Here is a 23,776-nt window from a genome sequence, read left to right as displayed (position 1 = left end):
TCCCTCCCGATCAGTCGAACTTGATCATTTCGCGCTCAAAGCCCCGAAATTTCCCGGTGAGCAGCTTTGAGAGCGTGTCAAAAATAATGTCCCCTTCCGGCGCGCAGCCGGGGATCTGATAATCGATCTCCACTACCTGCGCGCACGGATACACCTCATCGAGCAGCAGCGGCAAAGCCTGATCATTGGGCACATTGTGGGTCGTGTTCCGGATATAGCGGCCGGTGATGTAGGCCTCGTCCAGGCATTCGCGTAAGGGTTCATCGGAGTGCATGATTGCGTTGCGCATGGCTGGAAGTCCGCCCATGATCGCGCATTGCCCAAGAGCAATCAGAACATCGCAGTTGCGGCGGAAATCTTGCAGGACATGAACGTTTTCCTCGTTGCAGCAACCGCCTTCAATGATACCGATGTCGCAGCGCTGGGTGAAGCGCTTCTTGTCGGTCAAGGGAGACCGGTCGATCTCGACGAGCTTCATCAGATCGATCAGGCGCTCATCGACATCGAGGATTGCCATGTGACAGCCGAAACAACCGGCCAGCGAAGCTGTCGCGATCCGGGCCTTGGGAAGCTCGGCCTGAGATCTCTCACTCATTTGCGCTTCTCCTCAATGTCATGACCGATCAGCCCTTTGTCGAACTCCCGCTCGCCAATCGGAGTTACAAAACCGACCCGTTTGCGGATGATGCAGCCGACCGGACAGACTTCCGCGGAGATTGCATTGTCGGTTATAGCTGCATCTGTGTCGGCGAGGTTCTCGCCGTTCACAGCGACACGCCGGTGAATGCCCCGGCCGACATAACCAAAGACGCCCTTGCCATCGACATCCTGAGACGCCCGGATACACCGTCCACAGCTGATGCACCGGTTGGTGTCGAGTGCAATGTCAGGGTGAGAGGCATCAAGAGCCCGGCAAGGTTCCAGATACGGAAATTTGGTCGCCTCAGTCATATCGAGCCGGTAGGCCATCGCCTGAAGCTCGCAATTGCCGCTTGCCTCACAAATTGGGCACAAGTGATTGCCCTCGTGAAACAACATTTCCACGAGATCACGGCGCATCTTGTTGAGATGTGGTGTTTCGTTTTCGACCGCTTGGCCTGGAGCAGCTGGCTGGGTGCAGGCGGATACGCTCCGGCCGCCTGCTTTCACGGTACAAACCCTACAACTGCCCTGATGGCGCAACCCTTCATGGTCGCACAAACGAGGGATGTAGACACCGGCCTCATCGGCAGCTTCCATGATGGTTTGCCCGGCATAGGCCGTGACCTCGACACCATCGATCGTGAAACTGAACCCGGTTTCCTTCTTTGTGCCGCTCATTGTGTGAAATCCCTGTCGAAGATGTATGAACGGCGCTTGGCGATCTTCCGAGCACCCTCAATCGCCGACTGAATATCGAAGGTGTCGCGGATCCCGTCCTTGCTCGGCTTGTTCATGGCTGAATAGACAAGCGGGAAGTTCGCCAAGGTCGACAACACCGGATTGGGTGATGTCATGCCAAGGCCGCAGCGGCTGGTCTCAATGATGGTGCCGGAGAGATCCTTGAGGTAGTCGATGTCCTCTGGATTGGCGAGCCCTTTGCGGAACTTCTGGATTGCCTTTTGCAAGAAGACATTGCCGACCCGGCAAGGCGTGCAATAACCGCAGCTTTCATGCACGAAGAACGACATGTAGTAGTCAACGATTTCAAGAATGTTCCGCTGACCGTTAAAGACGATGATCGCGCCACCGGTCGCGAGATCGTCGAATGTGAGCTTTCGGTGAAAACTATCCCGGGCGATCATTGCACCGCTCGGCCCGCCAACCTGAACCGCCGCAGCATCCTGACCGCCGACCATTTCCAGAAGCTCCCAGATCGAATGACCGTAAGGAAGCTCGTAGATCCCAGGGTTTAAACAGTCACCGCAGACCGAGAACAGCTTGGTTCCGTGACTGCCTTCTGTGCCCATGCCATGGAACCACTTCGCACCCTGGTCCAGAATGCGTGCGGCATGGCAGAAGGTCTCCACATTGTTGACCACGGTCGGGTAGCCGAGATACCCGCGATTGACCGGGAACGGTGGGCGGGTTTTCGGCTCACCCGGCAACCCTTCACAAGAACTGATCAGGGCACCTTCTTCGCCGCAGATATAAGCGCCCGCGCCCATCTGGATACGGATATCAAAGTCGAAGCGCTTGGTGCCAAGGATCGCTTTCCCAAGCAGTCCGCGCCGGCGGCGCTCCTCTAGCACTTGTTCCAAAAGTTCGCGCAGGTAGACATACTCGCCGCGCAGATAAAGGATCCCTTCCTTCGCCCCAACCGCACGGGCGGCTATTGTCATACCTTCGATCAGAAGATGCGGCCGCTCTGTGAGAAGAACGCGGTCCTTGAAGGTGCCAGGTTCGCCCTCATCTGCATTGCAGATCACAAAGGACCGCTCAGCGCGCTCAGCTGCCGCAAATCGCCATTTGCGCCCCGTAGTAAATCCAGCCCCCCCACAACCGCGCAAGCCGCTTTCTTCAATCATCGAGATAATCTGGGAGGAGGTGATGCTGACCGCTTTGGAAAGGCCTGCATCTTCGGGCACCGGCCCAAGAAGCACAGCACCGGCATGGCGGATGTTGTTGTCCACCATGCGCACTGCACGGTCATGCGGTGAGAGAGTGGCAAACCGGTCGCTGACAAGATCTTCTGGGCTTCCGCCTGCTTTAATCGTCAGGGCCACTTCCCGCGCAGATTGAGCTGTCAGATTGGTCAGGACAATATCGTTGACCATCGCTGCAGGTGCCTGGTCGCACATACCAATGCAAGGGGTGTATTCAAGGGACACGGCCCCATCTGCGGATGTTTCGCCAATCTTGACCCCGAGCGCATCTTCGAAAGCGGCTCTGACGGATTCCAGCCCGGCATACCGATCGACAATATCGTCGCACAGACGGATGGTAATCCGGCCTTTCGGCTTTAGGGACAGGAAAGAATAAAAGCTCGCGACCCCTTCGACCTCGATCCGGGTCAGGCCAGTTTCTTCGGCGATCTGGTCCATGGTCGCTGGTGCGATGCATTGGAAACGGTCCTGAACCTCGCGCAGGATATCCAGCATCCGGTGCTTGTCATTGCCGAACCGTTCGCAGATCTCGGCAATCGCACCGTCCGGTACCGGGGTCACGCTGCAAGCCGCCTTCGATACTCCGTTGCCAGCCTGCTGACCGTTATCCATGATTTTCTCCCAAGGTCCGGCAGGACCCGGATGCAGCCTTTTTGCTCCGTAAGGCGACACACCCGGACCTGAGGTTCGCCGCATCACTGGCAAAACTCCGTAGCCCACACCGTTCCAGAGATGGCCTGACACGTCTTTGAGTAATATCAACGGACCGCGACCAAACGGCTCGGCCTGAGCCCGAATACAGCGCCAACAAAAAAGCCCAGGCAATGTGCCCGGGCTTTTGATAACCGTTGATGGTCGATTTTACATGCTGCACTCACCAGCGTAGGCATCCGCATGATCGCTCAAGCCGGTGGCAATGATCTTGTTGGTATAGACATCGCCTTCCTTGATGACTTCGCGGACATAGATGTCCTGGATCGGGTGGTGGTTGTCGCCAAACTTGAAGTCACCACGGGTCGATGCGAAATCAGCTTCCTTGAGTGCCGCGCGGAATGCATCAGCATCCTTCACATCCGCCTTGGCCATCGCCGACAGCAGAAGATTCGCAGTGTCAAAGCCTTGGGACGCATAGAGCGACGGCAGGCGGCCATATTCAGCCTGGAAGCTTTCGACGAAGGCCTTGTTGGCCGGATTGTCGATGTCCTTTGACCACTGGCTGGTGTTTTTCACGCCCATCGCCGCATCGCCGACAGCTTGCAGAATGCCTTGGTCGAAAGAGAACGCCGGCCCGACGACCGGAAGGTCGATTCCACTGTCCGCGTACTGCTTAAGGAAGGAAATCCCCATGCCCCCTGGCAGGAAAAAGAACACGCTATCTGCGCCGGAGGCCCGGATCTGAGCAAGCTCTGCGGCGTAGTCAGTCTGGCCGAGCTTGGTATAAAGCTCGCCAGCCAGCTCCCCACCATAAAAACGCTTATAACCTGTCAGCGCGTCTTTGCCGGCCGGGTAGTTCGGCGCGAGAATGAAGCTGTTCTTGTAGCCTTGGTCCTTGGCGTAGGCACCGGCTGCTTCGTGCAAATTGTCGTTCTGCCAGGCCACATTGAAGTAGTTCGGGTGGCAGCCTTTACCTGCCAGAGCAGATGGCCCCGCATTTGGCGACAGATAGAATTTGCCCTGGGCGGTCACAGATGGCACGACGGCCATAGCAAGATTTGACCAGATAATGCCGGTCAGAACGTCAACATTTTCCGACTGCACCAACTTGTCCGCCAGCTTCACAGCCACATCCGGTTTGCGTTGATCGTCTTCAACGATCACTTCCAGGTCGGAGTTGCCTGCCTGTTTCACAGCAAGCAGGAAACCATCCCGCACATCAATACCAAGCCCGGCGCCGCCACCGGACAACGTGGTGATCATGCCAACTTTGACCGGCTCCGCCACGGCGGCTCCGCTCAGCATGGCCAGCACACTTGCTGTTGCCGCAAGTCTCTTCAACATTAGAACTTCCCCTCTGTTCAACTGCTCCCGGACCTTGTTTTTCAGGTCCTTGATCAGCAGCTTAACTCGAGGATCGGAATTGGCAATGCTTCTTCTGCTTGACCGTAAATCTTGCCAGGTGCGCTCAGAGTTCCGTTCGGACATGCCACAGTTCGGGGAACAGTTCGACCTCCAGCATGCGCTTCAGATAGGTCACACCTCCCGTGCCGCCGGTGCCTCGCTTGAAACCGATGACACGTTCCACCGTGGTGACGTGATTGAACCGCCAACGCCGGAAGTAGTCTTCCAGGTCGACCAGCTTTTCACCCACTTCATAAAGCGCCCAGTATTGTGCAGGATCACGATAAACCTTCTGCCAAAGGTCCACGATTTCTGGCACCTCGCCATGCGGTTTGTCCGATGGTTTTGCGATCACATGCACAGGAACGTCCAGTCCTTGCCGCTGCGCAAATGACAGCACCACCTGATAAAGGCTTGGCTTGGCAAGTTCCTGCTGCAGCAGATCGACGTTTTCGGGGACATGTTCATGCGGACGGATCATCGCAAGATTGCGGTTTCCAAGAGCATATTCGATCAGGCGGTATTGCAGGGACTGGAACCCGGACGACAAACCGAGCGAATCCCGGAACTGGGTGTAATCGCTTGGCGTCATGGTCCGAAGCACGTCCCACGCAGAATTCAGTTGCTCCATGATCCGGCTTACGCGTGCAAGCAGCTTCATCGCTTCCGGCATGTGATCTTCGGCAATGGCTGTCCGTGCCCCTTCCAACTCGTGAAGCATCAACTTCATCCAAAGCTCGGACGTTTGATGTTGAATTATGAACAGAAGCTCATCCGGAGCATCCGACAGCGGAGCTTGCGAGCTCAGGATAGTCTCAAGGCCGAGGTAATCGCCGTATGACATTTTGCCGGAAAACGCCATTTCCGCGCCTTCAGTCTCGGGATTATAGCCACCAGACTGAGTTTCGTTCTTGTTGTTCATGAAACACCTCACCTCCAGAATCATCGGGGAAGGTTTCAGCTTCACTCAATCAAGGCAAGAACAAACGACCGGCGACATTTAAGTCTCAAACCTCACGCTGCGGCTTCAATTCTTTGCAGCATTCAAGATCGCAGTTGCTGAAAAATCGTACTGCGACAAGCCGGTCATAGCCTGGCTGAAACCGAGAAAATCGATCTTGGCCCAGTTCTGATCACCCAACCGTTCGAGGAAGAGATTGACGTTATCCCGGGTGATCGCAGACATCTGGAAAGACACATTATCAAGTGCACTCTTGGGTGCGGGCCGGTTGTGGTAATCATAGAGCATCACGATGACCCAGGCTCCGGCGAAAAAATGACCGCCATGCGTCATGGTCAACTGTCCGTTCTTGACCGCTTCCATCCCCGCTTTTGACCAATTCAATCCAGCAAAGGCAATGTTCTCACCGGGCTTCATACCAAGCTCGATTGCGGCCCGTTTTGCTCCGAGGGCAATGGCGTCATTCGCGCCCCAGATGGCATCAACCTTCGTCCGATTCAAAAACGACTTTGCCCCCTCATAAGCAGTCTCTTCGTTCCAATTCACCGGAACTGCGCCGATTAGATCGACACCGCTGTCAGCCGCAGCCTGTTCCATACCCCTTTGCCGGTCGAGAGCCGCCGGCGTGCTATCGTCGCCGGTGAGGGCCAACATCCTCAGGCCGCCGTCGGCTGCACCTCCGGATTTTCCGAAGGAGACTAGGGACTGCGCCATCTCATAGCCGGCCCACTCATTGTTTGGGGTAATGGACCCGATGATTGAGGACTGAACGCGCTCGTTCAAAACTCCGTACTGGGATTGGGTCAACGTGTTTAGAAGAAATACTGTATCAACCGGCTGCCCATCGAGCAGCTGCATAAGCCGGGCACCTTCCTGAAGCTCATTCACCAAGATGAAATAATCAGGAAGCTCTCCCTTGCTGAGACGCTCCTGTAAGAGCTTCTCCATATAATAGGGTTGCCGGTCGGCATTCAAAATTTCAAGATCGACATCAAAGTCTGCAGCTGCCGCCTGCATGGTCTTTGAAACATGGCCCCAAAACCCACTGTCCCCACCTGGATTGATGAATGTGACACGGAAGCCAGCGGCATGAACATTGACCGCGCAAGCACTCACGAGAACACCCAAGGCCAGCAGGATGCTGCACAGGATAGTCATGATAAGCACCGCCCCCTTCACAATTGAAGTGTTCGCGACCGATGATTTATCTTATTACCGACCTTCCGCATTGTATACGTTGTAAAAACACCTCATCAACCACTGCGGATCGCTCGGTCGTCCTTGTCAAAGAAGTGCATGCGGCTTTCATCGAACTTCAGTCCGATGCGTGCCCCTTCTGCGATTTCTTCACTCCCGCTGATCCGCACCAGGACAGTATCAAGGCCATCAAGCGCGACATAAAGGAACGTGTCAGCCCCGAGATATTCGGCAACCTCAACGGTGCCCGAACAGTGCCCCTCGTCCGGCGCAACAACCAGCATGTGTTCAGGCCGGATGCCCAGTTTGACAGGAGCTCCGGATGCACCACTGTGCGGGTAATGGCCACCGCCATGTCCGTCGAGCGAGAACGAATCCCCTGTTACTGAACAGGGCAGAACATTCATCTTCGGAGACCCGATAAACTGGGCAACGAAAAGATTGTCGGGCCGTTCATAGAGTTCGCGCGGAGAGCCGACTTGCTCGATCTCGCCAGCCTGCAGGACAACGATTTTGTCCGCAAGTGTCATCGCCTCGACTTGATCATGGGTGACGTAAATCATGGTCGTTCCAAGGCTCTTGTGAAGCCGGGCAACTTCGAACCGCATTTCAACACGCAGCGCGGCATCCAAGTTCGATAACGGCTCATCAAACAAGAAAGCGCTTGGTTCGCGAACAATGGCCCGGCCGATGGCAACACGTTGGCGCTGACCACCTGACAAAGCTTTGGGCCGGCGCTCAAGGTAATCATCGAGCTTCAGGATTTCCGCGGCCGCGTTCACCTTCCGGTCGATCTCCGCTTTTGGCACGCCTGCAGTCTTTAGGCCAAACCCCACATTTTCCCGAACGGACATATGCGGATAAAGCGCATAGGACTGAAACACCATTGAAAGACCTCGCCCAGAGGGCGGCAATGCGGTGACGTCCTTGCCGTCAATCTCGATTGCGCCGCGGCTCGATTCTTCAAGTCCGGAAATCAGTCGCAGCAATGTGGACTTACCGCACCCGGATGGGCCGACAAAGATAACGAATTCACCGTCCTGGATATCGAGATCAATTCCCTTGATGACTTGCAGGTCACCGAACCACTTCTCGACACTCTTGAGCTGGATTGCACCCATATCTGCTGCCCCCTTAAGCCGCTTGATCTGCTTGCGATGGTCTTGCCCAGGCAAGCCAGATCGCCGCTGTCCAAGAGAATGATCCGCCACCGGCAGCTTCTGCCGTTTCCGGGCTGAAATATTCCGCAAATCCGCCGGTTTGAATGAGCGCAGCCGTGTCACGCCGAAGCCTGTCAGACCGGCCTGGGTCACCAACTTCCGCGAAACCGCGAGCAATCATGAAATTGACCATCGCCCAGACAGGGCCACGCCAATACCGCAAATGCTCATAGGCTTGATGCTCCGGGTCGTAGGACGGCATCAGATATCGCACCTTTGCGCTGATCCGGTCGAAATGATCCTGAAGCGGCTTTAACACCTCAGAATCAGCAAGGCCTGCATAGGGCGCAAGGAAAGACGCACTTGAAACACCGTCGGTTTGTTTCCCGGTTCGCAGGTTCATGGCGACGTGAGCCTTGAGCTCTGCATTCCAAAGGCGCGCTGCGCCCGTTTCCATCCGGCTGATCCATCCCTCAATTTCTGACACGGCACCCGTTTCTCCAAGACGGTCTGCGAGTACCAGAAGATCGCGGCAAGCTCTCAAGAGAATGAAGGTGATACCTGGGTCAGCCACGAAAAACGGACAGGTTCGGGCAACCTTCTCGGGATCCCAACCCACTTTCCGGCAAGCCGCAACGATAGAAAGGTAGCGGTCATAGTCCACTTTGTGCGGGCGCATGGCCGGATCGACATGAGAGGTGTCTTTCCGCTCATATGGAGCGACATCCTTGATTTCGACACCACGCAAGGCGTCATCCCAGTCCGGAAGATTGTCCCGTCCTGATTCCCAAGGATGAATAACGGCAATCACGCCGAGATTGTCTGGATCCCGGTAAGCCATGAACCAACGGTGCCATTGAAGGATTTTTGGGAAAAGCAACTTCGCCCGATCCAGAGCGGCGTCAGAGGCATCAAGTTCCAGCAAGTCCCGGACGATGGTTGCGGCGACTGGAGGCTGAGAGTGGCCTGAACTTGGAATGGGTCCGCCATCTGTTCCCCAAACGGATGGACCGGGGAAATAACTCGGATCGTCCTTCCGAAACAGGATATGCGGAACCATCCCGTCTCGCCATTGCCCTTCGAAGAGAAGCTCTATCTCCCGCCAGGCCCGGTCAGTGTCGAAGGTTGCAAAACCTCGGGCAACAAAGACCGAATCCCAATTCCATTGATAGGGGTAAAGCCCCTTGGTCGGCACCGTGTATCCGCCCTGATCGTTGTCGGTCAGGATTTTCCGGGCGACTTGGTCTAACTCAATCTGTGACACGAATATCTCCTTGAGCTTCTTGTGAGCTCTTTGATGAGTTGGTTAGCCCTTCACACTGCCGGCCGTCAGGCCCTGGACAAGGAAGCGTTCGAACCAAAGAAAGATGAAGAGAACCGGAACGGTCGCGATCACTGCGCCTGCCATAAGGTGCTGGCGCGGGACCTCCGAGGAGTTCAGCGAAACCACACCGCGCGAAAGGGTGAAAATGTCCGGGTCATCGAGGAACATGAAAGCGAACAGGAACTCGTTCCAGGCAATCATGAACACATAGAGCGATACAGAGGCCAATGCCGGCAATGACAACGGCAGCGTGATCTTCATGATCACCCCAAGCCTGGACAATCCGTCCATCAGGCCAGCTTCTTCCAATTCGGACGGAAGCCCCCGGAAGTAACCCTGCAACATGTAGAGCGCGACCGGAATTGTTGTTGCTGGATAGACAATCAACAAACCGGTCAACGTGTTGCGCAGCCCCAGCTGTGAGAAGACGGCATAAAGCGGGATGACAAGAACAATCGCCGGAACCATGTAGATCAGGAGCACCGAACGGGACAAAAGCGCCTGCCCCGGAAACCGCAAACGGGAGACTGCATAAGCGCCCGGCACCGAGAACAGCAGCGTCAGGATCACGGTACCCACCGACACAATGGCCGAGACCATCAGATAGCGACCGAAATTGAACTGCGTGAAGAGCTCGACATAGGAACGGAAGAGACCGTCAAATCCTTGCGAGAAGTCGATCGACAAATCAAGCGGATTGGCGAGCAACGCCTGCTGACTTTTCAGCGATGTCATGACCATCACATAAAAGGGCAGCGCGACAATAATCGTGAAAACGACGAAACCAATTCCCTTGAAGATCCGGATGTAGATCACCTCGCGTTCGTACCGCGACATCGACCCGAGCGTTGCGCCATTGAGGCTCACATGGTTGGCCGCCGTGACGCTGGCAACAAAGGCGAGCAGTCCGGCCAATTGCCAAAGGGGAACGTTGTTTAGAGGCAAAGTGAAAGGTGCTGCGAACGTACCCAACAGCAGAACCAGCGTCAGGACGACCGCGGATAACACCCAGGCAGGCATCCCTTTTATGTCCGCAGTCTGCCGCCAGACCAGAACCAGCGCTCCGATCAAGCCGGCCACTCCGGCGGCAGTCGCCTGAGGCAGAGCAACTTCGCCAGTGATAAGAGTCAAGGTGACCCCAATCACCACCATGGCGGTCACGCCCCAGATAAGGCCCGTGATGGCTATCAGAAGAATGCTGCCGGGTCTCATAGGCCTTCCTCCTTGGGTGAGAAGTGCAGGAAGAGTGTCGCGAAAGTAACGAGGACGACAAAGATCACCACGGCTACCGCAGCACCAGCTCCAAGGTTGGACAGCGCAAAACCTTGTTCATAAACATCAACTGTCAACGTTCTCGTTCCGGCGTTGCCGCCAGTCAGAAGGAAGATGTCATCGAACTTGTTGAAGGTCCAAATGAAGCGGAGAAGGAACAGGACCGACAGGATGCCCATCAACTGCGGCAAGGACAGGTACCAGAACTGCTGTAGCGGTGTTGCACCGTCCATTTCAGCCGCTTCATAGATATCTGTGTTGAGCGACTGCATGCGCGCGAGAATGAACAGGAAAGACAAGGGGAAATAGCGCCAGGCCTCAAACGCGATCACCGTCGAAAGCGCCAGAGGAAACTCCATTGGGATCCCGAAGAATGAAAACTCCACGGCCCGCTGACCAAAGAAATTGATCGGGTCCGCAACGACACCCATTTTGGTCAAAAGCGCGTTTAATGTTCCGGAAAACGGGTCGAACAGAACCACCCAGGTGAAGGCAACGGCAATCACCGGCGAGACGTAAGGAAAGAGGAACAGTCCGCGCAGAAACCCGCGCCCCTTGAACGTCGTATTCAAAAGTTGAGCAGCAAACAGCCCGAGCACCAATGCTCCGGCAGTACCGAAGATCGTGTAATAGAACGTCACTCGCAGCACCGACCAAAATTCATCTGCATCAAAAATCCGGACGAAGTTGTCGAAGGTGAAGTCGAGGTTTGTCAGGACATTGTCTGCATCGCCCGACACCTCGGGGATGCTTGCCCGCTCGGGGCGGTCAGCTGCCAAATAGGCCGCGGTTACCGTTCCCTCAAAACGCAGCCGCTCACGCCATTTTGGCGGAACAGTGCCGATGTCACATGTGATCAACGCGCCCTGAAGCGCGCAAACCTCAGGCACGCTCGTTACGACGAACCCATCAGGTAGGGTGTCCCGCAAAACAACATCCCGGATTTCCTTGTCCTGCGAGGAATTGCGCATCCGGTATTCGAGTGTCGCCGCATCGCCTGCACTTTCCGGATTGCCGCGCATGCGTTCGTTTACCAGCACACTTGGGGGCCGGAGGTCCGCGAGTTGAACCGGCTTGAAGCTGATCCAGAAATTGGCAAGCAAAGGACCGGCAACAATGGCGAGAATGATCAGGAATGTTGGCGCCAACATCAGGTAGGCGAGCCGCATCTCCCGTCGTTGCATCGGTCCAATGCCTTTCGGCGGCCGGCGCTCGGCGATGGTCTTGTCCTGCGCGGTCATGGTTTCCTGCTCAAGTTTCAATTGGACAAAGATAGGGTAAAAAAGTCCCTGTGCCTCGACGGTTCGACCCGTCGAAACTTCATAGTGCAAAGGCCCTCTTTAAATGAGGGGTGGTGGCCGATGGGGTTGGCCCGTGTTCGAAAACACGGGCCATTTCGCAGTTACTGGATCTTGGCCAGTTCTTCGTTCATCTGAGCAACGGTCTGTGCTGCGTCCCGTTCGCCATCAATGTATTCCCGGACAAGCCGGTTGATCGCCTGGCTGTTGATGATTTTGGAGGCCAGAGACAACTGTCCTTCCTTGACGCCCCAACGCGCAGCCGTATCGAGACCGGAAACAATGGTGCTGATGGTTTCGGCATCATAAAGATCGGTCAACGGTGCCTTGCGGTCCACACCAACCGGCAACTTGGACCAGCCTTCAACAAACGCTGTCGGATTGTCTTTGGTGCCTCGGCGGATCGGGAACTTGCCTTCCGGTGCGATCGACAGGGTCGACATGTAACCGTCATCCATGGAGAACTCTACAAACTGCATGGCAGCGTCCGTGTCTGCATCGTTTGTGATGCCGAAGTAACGCACATCCCCCCAGGCAGCGCCATCCGGATTTGACGGGCCCTTCAAGGTTGTCACGATACCGGTTTTTGACGCCAGTTCTTTGGATGTCGGGTCATCGGAAATGGTTGGCGGGGCACTGTCGCGAAGACCGGCGAGCTCATCGAGAATGAACGGAGACCAGATGATCATGGCCGCTTTGCCGGCAAAGTATAGCTCGCGAGACTGCTTCCAGAACAGATCTCCTGGAGGAGAAGCCTCGGCGATTGCCTTATAGAATTCGAGTGCTTCAATCGTCTTGTTTTCGTCCAGCGGCTTGAAGCCGTCATTGCCAACCGGGCTGACGCCATTGGCCAAAAGAACATGCTCGAGCACCTGGCTCATGAAGTTCTCATCAACCTTGGTGGCTGCGACGAATGCAAACATTTCCGGCGGGTTATGCAGTTTCTCAACCGCTGCCAAAATGTTCTCGTAGCTGTCAGGAGCTGCGAGGCCATTCGCATCGAAAAGATCCTTGCGATAGACAACCATTTGCGTCCAGCCATCAACCGGCACAGAAGCGATCCCACCTTCGACCGCGGCCATTGCCACTGCGCCAGGCGCAAATGTATCGGTTCCCAGGTTCTCCAGAACCTCTGTCGCAGCTTCGGTATCCAGGATACCGGCCTCTGCCCATGGCAGCGCATACTGCAGGGTGTGATAAATCACATCCGGCAGATCACCGGCAGCGAAAGCTGCGGTGGCACGGGTTCCAAGATCGGATTCCGTGACTGGAATGACATCAACCTCGATGCCGGTTTTTTCTTTAAAGGCCGCAGCCAGTTCTTCCTGTTTCGCCAGCCGCTCCGGCTGCTCTTCCGTCGTCCAGAAACGCAGGGTTTCTGCCTGAGCCACCGTAATGCCCAATGCGAGTACGCCCGCAATGGTCGAGGTCAGGAAAGTGCTCCTCCCAATCATGTCAGTCTCCCTTACTGCCAGGTCATGGCTGTTGGTTCAGCCGGGACCGGAGCACTTCTGCCAGTGCCTCCGGTGTCTTATGCGGCGCGCCGTCTGATGCGCGCCGGATTAAAGTTGCTTCTGAAAGTGCCTTGAGGGTCTTCGGATCTTTGCCATCCAAAACATCGATCAACATCCGGGCGACGCGGCTGCCTGCTTCCGATGCACTTTGCGAAAAGGTGGTAAGCGGCGGCTCCAGATAGTCACCAAAGGGCAGTCCGTCATAGCCGATAATCGTGACATCAGAACCGACGGTCAGACCATGTTTCCGGCAATATTGAATAGCGCCAATCGCAAGTGCGTCTGTCACGCACAACAAGGCGGTGGGCGGCAGATCGTTGCCCGCAAGAAGCCGTTCTGCCCCAGCAAGCCCGCCTTCTTCGTCAAGGTCCACGATCGTTTCAAGAGCGGGATCAAAAGGCACGCCCAGCGCCTCGAGACCGGCACGGTAGCCATCCCTCCGCTGGAGCGCGAAATTCAGCTCTAGCGATCCGCCTATGAATCCGATGCGGCTGTGTCCGAGGCTGTAGATATGCCGCACGCCATCAGCAAAAGTTTTTTCATTGTCGATGTCGAACCACGCATGGGTATCGGGAAGATGCGACCGGCCGTGCGTGACAAAGGGAAAGCCCTGTTCGCTCAAGAACGCAATACGCGGATCTTCAACTTCGGTTCTGGTGAGAATAAAACCATCGACCTTCCGCCGGGCAATAAGACGCTGAAGCGTCTCGATCATGTGATCCCGCGAGTGGGCGGTTGTCACCAGGAGATCAATCCCGAGTTCATCCAAAGCTCGTGCAATTCCATCGATAAACTCAGAAAGAAATGGATCAGCGCCATTGCCATGCCCAACGGGTATAACAATGCCGAGGGTATCCTGCCGGCCCCGTTTCAAGTTACGGGCAGTCGCCGACGGCTGGTAACCAAGATCCTTGACGGCTTTCAGGATGCGCTCGCGGGTGGCTTGGGAAATGTCGGTGTAGTTGTTGAGGACCCGCGAAACGGTTCCCTTCGCGACACCCACATGGCGCGCAACGTCGTCAATCGTCACTGACCCGCGGTGACCCGACATTTTTCCTCCCAAAGGCCGAGCGGCCCAAATTCTTTCTGCCTACGGCTCAGGTGATCGAAGGCGATTTATTTCAATTATGGTTCCAAAACCGATTTCGGAAGTCAACAAAATCGGTTTTGGAAACTCAAAAATTCGTTTTTGCAGAACGGGAAGGCTTTGGCAGATAAACGAAACTTCAATCGGAAAGGTTTCGGAACAGATCCAAACAGCGCCAGCTACGCCAGCTTGGCAGTGTTACCACGCACACTCTCCCCTGAGAGTATGCCTCTATCGGCAAATCAGAGGAGCACTCGCCCGCAGCTGGTCGACCAGTACTTCATACAAAACAATTAAGCCCGCGCAGAAAGGGCGCGGGCTCGATGTTGGCAAATCTGTAAAACAGGCCGTTAGAACGGTACACCCGAGACCAGAATGACATTCGCATAAGGTGTGCATTCGCCCGTGCGAATAACGGCACGCGCCTGCCTCGTCCGAGTTTTGAAATCCTCGTGAGGCACCCGGTCATGCTCGATCGGCTTGCCGGTTTCCGCGGCCCAATGGGCCAACCGAACTTCGATCTCGGTCGCGAGTTCCGCACTTGCCTCTTCGGCAAAAACAGCTTTCTCGACTACCAATTCACTCGTCAGAACATCCAGGACATCAAAGAAGCCGGGCACGCCAGGCGAAACAGCCAAGTCAATGACATCGACGCCTGGCGGCACCGGCAGACCAGCGTCTGCAACGACGATTTCATCCATGTGCCCGAGGGAGGCGATCAGCGTACTCATGTGCCGATTCAGCATCGGGGTCCGTTTCATGGGCGTTTCCTTCGCATCCTTTATCGGTCAAGTCAGGGAAACCAGCGCCTCGCAAAGCGGGACTGGATCGTAATAAGGATCTGATTTGCTGGATATCAGATCCAGCTGCAAAACGGTAATGCCAAGTTGCTCCACTGACCCGATATCATCTTCTTCCGTGCGTTGATCCGTTACGACAAAATTCAACAGCCGTTCGACCGGGCAATCGCTACCGGCATCTTTTCGAAGATAAGCAAGCAATGCCTGAACGCGATCCTCAAGCGTCATTCCGGGCGCTTCGGGATCATGACCCAAACTGGGCACATACACTTTGGGAACAGTGCGGCTGGCAACTGCTCGGCCAACACCCCGAGGCAAAAGGCTGGCAATCAGGCTTGTGTACAGGCTGCCGGGGGAATAGCAGATGAGATCCGCAGACTGCACCAAAGCCGTATTGCGCTCCGGGAACACGGACACCGCCGGTTCCCGTGTTTGCAAGCTTCTGTTCAGGAATATCTCCTCAATCGGCGACGTCAGTGGCGCTTGTTCTTTGCCTGTCAGAAGGTGCTGTCCGACGACAATGTCGCCGGTTTCGAGCTTGGCCGCCAGATGCAGATTGTCATCGGATACAGCCTTAACATGGCCGAGGACGCCAACCAGTTTTGCGACCAGAAAAATAATCGGTTCCAGCTGTTTGTTCTGGTTGAGATAGCCACCGGCGAGAATGAGATTGCCGATGCTTGCCCCCCGCAAATCAAACGTTGACGGGCTCTCCGCAAGAAAGGTCCGCAGCTGGTTTTGAATGAGTGTTCGCATCGGCTGCTCAACGACCGCAACGAGCGGGTGGATGCCGGCAATCATCGCCTCCAGCTCACCAGCCAATTCCTCTTGTCCGAATTCCTTGGAGAACCGATGCGTAAAGAGCCGGAACACATCAGGTTGACCGAGAACCGTTTCATCGGCGAGTGCCATCAAGCGGCTTCTGAGATCACCGATCGCCGGCATGTTGAAGGCAATCCGCAGCCCCTGTGAACTGCCTCCGGAATCAAAAGGCGTCACCAGGTGAATGGAATTGTGCGTGTACCTTTTCAGGCACCTTGAAACATCATTCAACGCGGAGCCACCACTGAAGAACAAAAGCCGCGGCCCCAGCTTTGGATTGGACAAAAACCGCGCAATACGGAATTGGTCCGGCATTCGCACTGCCCGGGTAATGGTGACTTCTGACACACAGCTTCCTTTGGCCTGATCTTCCGAGATGATTGCTGTCTTATTCCGCGACAATAGCAAAAAGGAGTTACCTCCCTATGACTTAGATACGGATTGAGTATCCAGATCCAGGGACGGACCATTCGGCACTGAAAACACTCAAGACAGCCTATCGGCAAGCAACGAAATCAGCGTTATTGGTTCACCGTGGAGTGAGAGATCGTTTGAAACCCAGACGACATCAAAACACAGTGTTGCAACACCTCTCACAGTCCAGCGATGTAAATTGCTCGAAAATCATTCACATTCGTCAGTGTTGGACCTGTCACGACCTGATCACCAATTGCTCTGAAAAACTCATGAGCATCATTCCGGTCAAGCGCGTCACTCATCGACACACCCCTCGCAGTGGCCCTGGAAGGGGTGTCAGGACCGATATTCGCGCCGGCCACTTCGGCTGCACCATCGACACCGTCTGTATCGCAAGCAATCGCACAGACACCCGCTGCGCCTTTGAGCGAATTTGCTAAAGCAAGTGCATATTCTGCATTGGGACCGCCGACCCCATCGCCGCGCCGCGTAACAGTCAATTCTCCACCCGACAACAGGATCAAAGGCCGCTCTGATGCTCCCCGCTCTTTTTGCCTTTGCAGGGCAAGGTCCGCATGTGTTGCGGCAACATCTCGCGCCTCACCTTCCAAGGCATCACCAAGGATCTCGACGTCGCATCCAGCCTCCTCTGCAAGGCTTCTCGCAGCTTCCAATGACTGCGACGGCGCGGCAAAAATAGTGTTTGTCACGCGGCCCAGACGTTCATGGTCTGGCGGCAAAACTCCGGTCTGCCCCGAAAGAACCTCAGATACCGAGCCTGGTACTTTAATATTCCATCGGGAAAGGATTTGACGGGCGTCTGCTGGAGTACTGCCATCCCCGACCGTTGGCCCGGACCCGATCTCAGCCGGGTCATCTCCTGGAACATCGGACAAAAGCAATGCCACCATCTTTGCCGGATAAGCAGCGGCCGCAAGCTGCCCCCCCTTCACCCGGCTCAGGTGCTTGCGAACAACGTTCATTTGGCCGATCGGCGCGCCGGATGCGAGCAGCGCCTGATTGACCGCCTGTTTCTCTTCAAGACTAATGGCTCCTGCCGGTGCGGTCAAAAGAGCCGATGCACCACCGGAAATGAGGGCAAGAACGCAATCATCCCCGTCAAGATTGGATAGCAACTCCAGCATGCGTTTCGTCGCGTCCTGTCCGGCCTTGTCCGGCACCGGGTGCGCAGCCTCGACAATCTCAATGCCCTTTGTGGGCCGCCCATAGCCGTAGCGGGTGATGATCAGCCCTTCACAAGGCCCCCAGTCTGCCTCTAAGGCCTCTGCCATTCGTGCGGACGCTTTTCCAGCACCGATCACAACAACCCTGCCATCAGGTTTTTCAGGCAAATGGCTCGCAAGGCTCTTCATTGGGTCTGCGACTTCGACCGCACGATCGAAAAGAGCACGTAACAACTCCTGGGGGCTGACGGCCATATTTTGTCTCCAAGACGAAAGGGTTTGGAGTTCTTTTGAGCGCAAAAGCCCGATAAATTGCAAGCTGTACTTGGCTCGAAAATGACCACTTCGGTCGCGCTGTCGCTTAAATCTCAGTGGAGTTCAGAGTTCCAGTCTCGTTTGAAAACGCCTGTTTCAGCGCCACAGACCCTCTCATCAAAGGAGTTTTCATGACCGTAGATCCAGTATTTCAATCTCCCGCCTTTGTGGGGGCCATTCGAAATCCGGAAGATCCTAATCACCTGATGGTCATCAAACCGGTCACGCGCAAGGTCCGCGTTTTTGCCGGCGAGACCCTTCTTGCAGACACAATAGACGCCCTTCGCGTTATTGAGGTCGGGCGCCGTATCTATGATCCGGTGATTTATGTCCCGGAGCAGGATCTCACCCTCGGCTTCACTCACCTGGACAAATCAACGCATTGCCCGATTAAGGGAGATGCGAGCTACATCACCTTTGACGGTGATGAGATCGGTTGGGTTTATAAAACTCCCTTGAAAATGAGCGTGCAGCTCGCAAACCACTTCGCATTTTGGCCAGACAAAGTGAGGTGTACTGAAGGTAACTAATGCGCAAGTTCCACCAGTAAGACCACTGACACCGCCTTTTTGCAGGCCAAAGCCGATCAGGCAGGACTTGGGCAAAAGAAATTGTCACCTGTTTGGCGGTGTGTTACCGACAGTGCTGTTGTCGGCACCTTGGCAATCTGCCGACAAGAACAGAAGAAATCTGCGCCGATTTCCTTCTCAAACACCGCCACATAAAAAGATGGCAGAATGCACTATCCGTTTCGTGATCAGTATCATCGCATAAGAAAACCATTGATGCGGCTGCGCGATTCACTTCTACCGGCACACCCGCGCGCCGATTTTCTGGAACCTTTGCTTGAACGGACAAAAGGCCCTTTCAGATTTGAAACAGATGCTCCAATGCCGGACCAAGCCAAAGCGTGGGCCGACGATCGGAAAGGCAAGATAGAGACGGAAGGTCTTTACAAGGCGAACGTTCCTTGTTCGGTTGATCCAAAGATCGGTGTGCTGTTTCACGATGGCCGTGTCCTTTGGGGAACCAGTGACTTGCCGGAACGCGAGCGCAGTCCACTCTTTCTAGCCCATAGAAAATCGGCGGCCCGCCATATTCCGGAAGCCATCCTGCTTCATCATGTGTTCGGAGATAACTACTTTCATTTTTTCATGTTCATCATGAACAAGGTTTGGCTTGTTGAGCAGTTCGGCTTGCCGCGTTCCATCCCTTTCCTTGTGAATGAAGCCTCGGCCAACACACCGTTCTTTCGTCAGGCTGAAGCCATGGGCGCGTTTTTTGGACGCAATGTCATCATCCAAGGACGACGTGAGATCGTGAAAGTCGACCAGCCTTACCTGGCGCTTCCGTTTTTCTGCGACGGCGAAACGATGACGTGGACGGCGGATGTGTTCAGGGGGGACACGTCGAACAAAACTGCAAAACCCGTCTTCGCTATCAGGAGCAGCACGGCCCCAAACGGCCGCCTGTTCCGGAACCAGAAAGAGGTGTCCCGCCTTGCCGAGAGTACTGGCTTCGAGGTTCTGGATCCGGCGACGATGAGTTTGAAAGAGCAAGCGATCCGGTTTGTGCAGGCTCCTGTCATTGCCGGTGCTCACGGGGCAGCCTTGACCAATATGATTTTCCGCGCAGGAAAACCGACAGGCATAATCGAGCTCTTCAGTCCGAGCATGGGCTCTCCGCATTATGCAATGATGGCTCGCGAGTTTGGCTTCTGCTATCGCTCGACGCTCACGAAGAACCCGGAAGGCCGGACGTTTACCGCCAGCACTGAAGTCGATCTGGTCGAACTGGAAAAAATGTTCGACGACATGCTGGCACAGGTTCAAACATAAGAAATCATAGTCCAGATACACTGGCGCTTGCTGCACTTAACCCCGTGCGGGGTCACCTGAAAAGAAATGTAAACCAATCTGATGGCGTCACCGCAAGACCTCTCGACCGTCACACGTTTGATCGTGACCTTTAACAGCGCGGACGTGCTTGAGTACTCACGTATCCCGGCGCACGAGCTTGCGACACTCGCTGTCGACAATGCCAGCAGTGATAACACACCCACCGAGGCTCAAACTCTTGGCTATGATGTACTGAACCTCGAACAGAACGTCGGATACGCCAACGCGATCATGGCCGGCCTTGAAAAAATCGAGACCGAATTCGCACTGATCGCCAATCCTGATGTGCAGATTTCAACAAAGGCCGTGCAAGCACTCTTGGACGCAGCTGCACGAAACTCTGATTGCAGTCTTTTCATTCCGAGAATCTTCAAGCCGGACGGCAGCGAGTTCTTTCGCTACGAAACCAGGTTTGATCCGCGTGTGCGAGACCGCGTTCCCCCATCAACAGATCAGAACGTGGATACCGTCAGCGGCGCAGTATTGCTGGTGCGGAGAAAGCCATTCATTCAATACGGCGGCTTCGACACGAATATCTTTTTGTATTTTGAAGATGATGAACTTTCGCTGCGATTTCGAAAACTCAATCAACCCATGCGCTTTGTGGCTGACGCCAGCGCCAAGCATATTGGAGATGGGTCTTCAGGAAATACCGTCTCGGCCAACCGGATCAAGGACATTTCCTTCGGCTGGTCGTGGGGCTATTTGATGGACAAAATGCAGCTTGGAAACCGCTGGATTACGTTTTTCAAAATTCTCGGCAAACTGCTGGTTTATGTTGCCAGCTTCCGGTCAGGCAAAGCGCGGCGGCAAATAGGCATAGCCAACGGTTTTCTCAAGAACCTCGCGGGTCAAACCGCGCCATTCTTGAGAAATTCCAAATAGGTTCTATGTCGACTAAAAAAGTCCTGAGATCAGGCGACCGCGCGGGCCAGAGCACACTGTGACCAAAGGTCGTTGATCGCATTGACAAGACGGTCAATGTCATCTGCCGTGTGCAATGGCGTCGGGGTAAAGCGCAGCCGTTCCGTGCCGACCGGCACGGTTGGATAGTTGATCGGCTGAACGTAAATGCCATAGGTATCCAGCAAGATGTCCGAGATCCACTTGCACTTCTTCGCATCACCCACCATCACCGGGACGATATGGCTCGGGTTGTCCATGTGCGGGATGCCGCTTTTGTCCAGCGCTGCGCGAACTTGAGCCACCCTGTCTTTGTGCGCCTTGCGTTCAAACGGGCTGGCTTTCAGGTGTTTGATCGAAGCAGCGGCGCCGGCCGCAAGGGCCGGCGGCAAAGCCGTTGTAAAAATGAAGCCGGATGCAAACGAGCGAATGAAATCAACCACGGTCTTGGAACCGGTGATGTAACCACCCATGACACCGAAAGCCTTGCCGAGGGTGCCCTCGATGATGGTCAACCGGTCCATGAGGCCTTCTTGTTCGGCAACACCACCTCCGCGCGGGCCGTACATGCCGACGGCATGAACTTCATCAAGGTAGGTCATGGCGCCGAACCTGTCGGCGACGTCGCAGATTTCCTTGATCGGAGCGATATCACCATCCATGGAATAGACGCTCTCGAATGCCACAAGCTTCGGTGCATTCGGGTCATCAGCTGCCATCAGACGCTCAAGGTCGGCGACATCATTGTGCTTGAAGATCCGCTTTTCGCAACGGGCGTGGCGAATGCCTTCGATCATAGACGCATGATTAAGAGCGTCGGAATAGACGATCATTCCTGGAACTTCTGATGCCAGCGTTCCGAGCGCTGCCCAGTTCGACACATAGCCTGATGTGAAAATTAGCGCCGCGTCCTTTGCATGAAGGTCCGCCAGCTCTTTTTCCAACAAGACGTGATAGTGATTGGTGCCGGAAATGTTTCGGGTCCCACCTGCGCCAGCGCCGCACTTTGAAAGCACGTCCTGCATGGCGTTTGTCACCTTCTCGTGCTGCCCCATGCCAAGGTAGTCATTTGAGCACCAGACGGTCACTTCTTGGGTTGACCCATCTTCGCGGTAACGCGTTGCCTTCGGGAAATCGCCTGAATGCCGCTCCAAATCCGCAAATACGCGGTAATTGCCATTATCATGGAGTTTGCTCAGTCGATCTTCCAGGTACGCATTCACGTCCATGGTGCGGCTCCCTCAATCCGCCAGGTCCAGCCCGGCTGCTCATTCATTTCCACAACAGCCTGCGTCTGGGCTGCGCGTTCGCTCTTCAAAAAGGCGATCCGGCTCGTTTAGGCCAGAGCCTCACCTTATATTCATTCAAAACTAAATATCAAACTTAGTTCCATGACAAAAATCAAAAACGGCTCTGCGGCGATACGCCATAGGCCGAAGATCGCCGACGAGCCCAACCCACGTATGCATGCTCCCTGAGATTATCGCTTGCAGATCACCGCAAAACATGAATACTGGTTCATGTTTGAAGAAACTGGAATTGATCCATGGGAACTACCGCCGCACCGAACAAGCACGCGTCCGCGAAAACGAGCGCAAAAGCTGCGACACCGCAGCCTAAAACGGCACGCGGTGAAGCTACAAGGCGCGCCATACTGGCGGCAGCAGAACGGGTCATTGGAGAAAAGGGATACAACGACGCTTCCATCGGTCACATTACCAGCGAGGCTGGTGTCGCCCAAGGCACCTTTTACATCTATTTCAAAACCAAGGAGCAGGTCTTCTCGGAACTGGTCTTGGAAATGGGCCGGCTCGTCCGTCACTCGATTTCCGAATCGACGTCAACGCTGACGGACCACCTGGATGTCGAAAAGGCCGGCCTGACCGCGTTCTTGAGGTTCGTGCGAGCCCATCCAAACCTTTATAAGATCGTTCAGGAAGCCCTGTTCGTTGATCCAGCCGCATACCGCGAGTACTACGCGAAATTCGCTTCCGGATATCGGGTTGGCCTGACAGCCGCAGTCAAAAAGGGGCAAATTTCTGAGGGTGATGCGGAAACGCGGGCGTGGGCTCTGATGGGAATTGCCCGCGCGCTCGGAGAGCAACTGGTGGTCTTCAATACTCAGAAAACCATTCCCGAGCTTGTCGACAGCGCCCATGATTTGATCGCCAACGGCCTGAAGCCATGACACTGGTTGATACCGAGCACAAAGATGGTGCCATATGGCTCTATCTGAACCGGCCTGCGCGCCACAACGCACTAACTCAGCCGCTGTTGGAAGAGCTTTTTACAGCAATTAAACTGGCTGAAGCAAAGAAACCTACGGCGCTCGTGCTCTCTGCAAGAGGCCGCAGTTTTTCGACCGGCGGAGATATCGGCGGTTTTCTCGACCAGGCAGGATCACAAGACCGGCTGCTGTCCTACGCGGATCAGCTGGTTGGCGCCCTGCATGATGTGATCCTGTCTCTTCTTGCTTTTCCATCACCGGTTCTGGCAGCCGTGAACGGCCCTGTTACCGGAGGTTCAACCGGCTTGGTGCTGACGGCAGACATGGTCGCGCTGTCGAACACCGCATTCATTCAGCCATACTATTCTGAAGTCGGTTTTGCCCCGGATGGCGGTTGGACAGCTTTGCTGCCCGAAAAAATCGGCACCGCCAAAGCACTGGAAATTCAGTACCTCAACACGCGGATCTCGGCAGACGAGGCACAGCGTTTCGGACTGGCGACCCACGTTTGCGCCTCATCCGATATTGAACAGAAGATAGCAGAATGGGTCACCGGGATTTCCTGCCGATTTGCGCAGACCCATATCGCGACGCGTCAAAACGTTTGGGATGAACCGCGCCGGCAACAGGTGAAGGAGCGGCTTGATCGGGAAAAGGCACGATTCCTCGACCTGATCTCCAGACCGGAAACGCTCGCCGGCATGCAAGAATTTACAAAACAAAGCGCCTGAGCATCAGCACTAGAGCTGACCAG

Annotated in this window: 21 protein-coding genes; 5 read left to right on the top strand and 16 right to left on the bottom strand. The window is 55.2% G+C overall.

Features of this window, described 5'->3' with window-relative positions; translation table 11 throughout:
* Positions 1 to 10: 10 nt before the first annotated feature.
* The 15 genes from ACQY4Z_RS15850 to ACQY4Z_RS15780 all read right to left on the bottom strand — a co-directional run bounded on the left by ACQY4Z_RS15850 (position 11) and on the right by ACQY4Z_RS15780 (position 17,934).
* Positions 11 to 595 (bottom strand): NADP oxidoreductase, encoded by a 585-nt coding sequence (locus ACQY4Z_RS15850; protein WP_428522804.1) that lies wholly within the window; start codon positions 593 to 595, stop codon positions 11 to 13.
* Entirely contained in the window at positions 592 to 1,320 is a 729-nt protein-coding gene (locus ACQY4Z_RS15845; protein WP_428522802.1) for a 2Fe-2S iron-sulfur cluster-binding protein, read from the bottom strand. The genes ACQY4Z_RS15850 and ACQY4Z_RS15845 overlap by 4 nt, the downstream gene beginning before the upstream one ends.
* Positions 1,317 to 3,197 (bottom strand): NAD(P)H-dependent oxidoreductase subunit E, encoded by a 1,881-nt coding sequence (locus tag ACQY4Z_RS15840; RefSeq protein WP_428522800.1) that lies wholly within the window; start codon positions 3,195 to 3,197, stop codon positions 1,317 to 1,319. Before ACQY4Z_RS15840 ends, ACQY4Z_RS15845 begins: the two co-directional genes overlap by 4 nt.
* 249 nt (positions 3,198 to 3,446) lie before the next feature.
* Complete coding sequence (locus ACQY4Z_RS15835) at positions 3,447 to 4,583, bottom strand: ABC transporter substrate-binding protein (protein ID WP_209174704.1); 1,137 nt, start codon at positions 4,581 to 4,583, stop codon at positions 3,447 to 3,449.
* 124 nt (positions 4,584 to 4,707) lie between these two features.
* The gene (kynA, locus tag ACQY4Z_RS15830; RefSeq protein WP_428522798.1) at positions 4,708 to 5,565 is read right to left on the bottom strand and encodes a tryptophan 2,3-dioxygenase; all 858 of its coding nucleotides are present in this window, start codon (positions 5,563 to 5,565) and stop codon (positions 4,708 to 4,710) included.
* A 105-nt stretch (positions 5,566 to 5,670) separates the two neighbouring features.
* Positions 5,671 to 6,762: an ABC transporter substrate-binding protein gene (locus ACQY4Z_RS15825; RefSeq protein WP_428522796.1), complete on the bottom strand. Its 1,092-nt coding sequence runs from the start codon at positions 6,760 to 6,762 to the stop codon at positions 5,671 to 5,673.
* Positions 6,763 to 6,857: 95 nt separating this feature from the next.
* Positions 6,858 to 7,922, bottom strand: coding sequence for an ABC transporter ATP-binding protein (locus tag ACQY4Z_RS15820; protein WP_428522794.1), 1,065 nt, complete (start codon positions 7,920 to 7,922; stop codon positions 6,858 to 6,860).
* Between the two features lie 13 nt (positions 7,923 to 7,935).
* Positions 7,936 to 9,225: an MGH1-like glycoside hydrolase domain-containing protein gene (locus ACQY4Z_RS15815; protein ID WP_428522792.1), complete on the bottom strand. Its 1,290-nt coding sequence runs from the start codon at positions 9,223 to 9,225 to the stop codon at positions 7,936 to 7,938.
* Positions 9,226 to 9,267: 42 nt separating this feature from the next.
* Positions 9,268 to 10,497 (bottom strand): carbohydrate ABC transporter permease, encoded by a 1,230-nt coding sequence (locus tag ACQY4Z_RS15810; protein WP_428522790.1) that lies wholly within the window; start codon positions 10,495 to 10,497, stop codon positions 9,268 to 9,270.
* The gene (locus tag ACQY4Z_RS15805; protein WP_428522788.1) at positions 10,494 to 11,798 is read right to left on the bottom strand and encodes a carbohydrate ABC transporter permease; all 1,305 of its coding nucleotides are present in this window, start codon (positions 11,796 to 11,798) and stop codon (positions 10,494 to 10,496) included. Before ACQY4Z_RS15805 ends, ACQY4Z_RS15810 begins: the two co-directional genes overlap by 4 nt.
* Positions 11,799 to 11,959: 161 nt before the next feature.
* Positions 11,960 to 13,309, bottom strand: coding sequence for an ABC transporter substrate-binding protein (locus ACQY4Z_RS15800; protein ID WP_428522786.1), 1,350 nt, complete (start codon positions 13,307 to 13,309; stop codon positions 11,960 to 11,962).
* Positions 13,310 to 13,331: 22 nt separating this feature from the next.
* The gene (locus tag ACQY4Z_RS15795) at positions 13,332 to 14,420 is read right to left on the bottom strand and encodes a LacI family DNA-binding transcriptional regulator (RefSeq protein WP_428522784.1); all 1,089 of its coding nucleotides are present in this window, start codon (positions 14,418 to 14,420) and stop codon (positions 13,332 to 13,334) included.
* 386 nt (positions 14,421 to 14,806) lie between these two features.
* Positions 14,807 to 15,217, bottom strand: a complete 411-nt coding sequence (gene rbsD / locus ACQY4Z_RS15790) for a D-ribose pyranase (RefSeq protein ID WP_428522782.1) — start codon at positions 15,215 to 15,217, stop codon at positions 14,807 to 14,809.
* A gap of 27 nt (positions 15,218 to 15,244) precedes the next feature.
* Positions 15,245 to 16,426: a GAK system CofD-like protein gene (locus ACQY4Z_RS15785; protein WP_428522780.1), complete on the bottom strand. Its 1,182-nt coding sequence runs from the start codon at positions 16,424 to 16,426 to the stop codon at positions 15,245 to 15,247.
* Positions 16,427 to 16,671: 245 nt separating this feature from the next.
* Positions 16,672 to 17,934, bottom strand: coding sequence for a glycerate kinase type-2 family protein (locus tag ACQY4Z_RS15780; RefSeq protein ID WP_428522778.1), 1,263 nt, complete (start codon positions 17,932 to 17,934; stop codon positions 16,672 to 16,674).
* 191 nt (positions 17,935 to 18,125) lie between these two features.
* Between ACQY4Z_RS15780 and ACQY4Z_RS15775 the strand changes: the two genes are divergently transcribed.
* The 3 genes from ACQY4Z_RS15775 to ACQY4Z_RS15765 all read left to right on the top strand — a co-directional run bounded on the left by ACQY4Z_RS15775 (position 18,126) and on the right by ACQY4Z_RS15765 (position 20,777).
* Complete coding sequence (locus ACQY4Z_RS15775; protein ID WP_428522776.1) at positions 18,126 to 18,524, top strand: DUF427 domain-containing protein; 399 nt, start codon at positions 18,126 to 18,128, stop codon at positions 18,522 to 18,524.
* A gap of 360 nt (positions 18,525 to 18,884) precedes the next feature.
* Positions 18,885 to 19,832, top strand: coding sequence for a glycosyltransferase family 61 protein (locus tag ACQY4Z_RS15770; RefSeq protein WP_428522774.1), 948 nt, complete (start codon positions 18,885 to 18,887; stop codon positions 19,830 to 19,832).
* Positions 19,833 to 19,913: 81 nt separating this feature from the next.
* The gene (locus ACQY4Z_RS15765; RefSeq protein WP_428522772.1) at positions 19,914 to 20,777 is read left to right on the top strand and encodes a glycosyltransferase; all 864 of its coding nucleotides are present in this window, start codon (positions 19,914 to 19,916) and stop codon (positions 20,775 to 20,777) included.
* Between the two features lie 29 nt (positions 20,778 to 20,806).
* Here ACQY4Z_RS15765 and hemA read toward each other — a convergent pair whose 3' ends face one another.
* Entirely contained in the window at positions 20,807 to 22,024 is a 1,218-nt protein-coding gene (gene hemA, locus ACQY4Z_RS15760) for a 5-aminolevulinate synthase (protein WP_209174719.1), read from the bottom strand.
* Between the two features lie 317 nt (positions 22,025 to 22,341).
* Here hemA and ACQY4Z_RS15755 point away from each other — a divergent pair, with 317 nt between their 5' ends.
* Together ACQY4Z_RS15755 and ACQY4Z_RS15750 are read left to right on the top strand one after the other, a co-directional pair.
* Positions 22,342 to 22,983, top strand: coding sequence for a TetR/AcrR family transcriptional regulator (locus ACQY4Z_RS15755; protein WP_409694201.1), 642 nt, complete (start codon positions 22,342 to 22,344; stop codon positions 22,981 to 22,983).
* Positions 22,980 to 23,753 carry an enoyl-CoA hydratase/isomerase family protein gene (locus tag ACQY4Z_RS15750; RefSeq protein ID WP_428522769.1) on the top strand — a complete coding sequence of 258 codons (774 nt, stop codon included), beginning with the start codon at positions 22,980 to 22,982 and terminating at the stop codon, positions 23,751 to 23,753. Before ACQY4Z_RS15755 ends, ACQY4Z_RS15750 begins: the two co-directional genes overlap by 4 nt.
* The last annotated feature ends 23 nt before the right edge of the window (positions 23,754 to 23,776 follow it).

This window comes from Roseibium sp. (assembly GCF_965276855.1).
In the GTDB taxonomy this organism is placed as follows: Bacteria; Pseudomonadota; Alphaproteobacteria; order Rhizobiales; family Stappiaceae; genus Roseibium.
The sequence above is the reverse complement of the archived record's forward strand: the minus strand, read 5'-3'. Positions and strand labels throughout refer to the sequence as shown.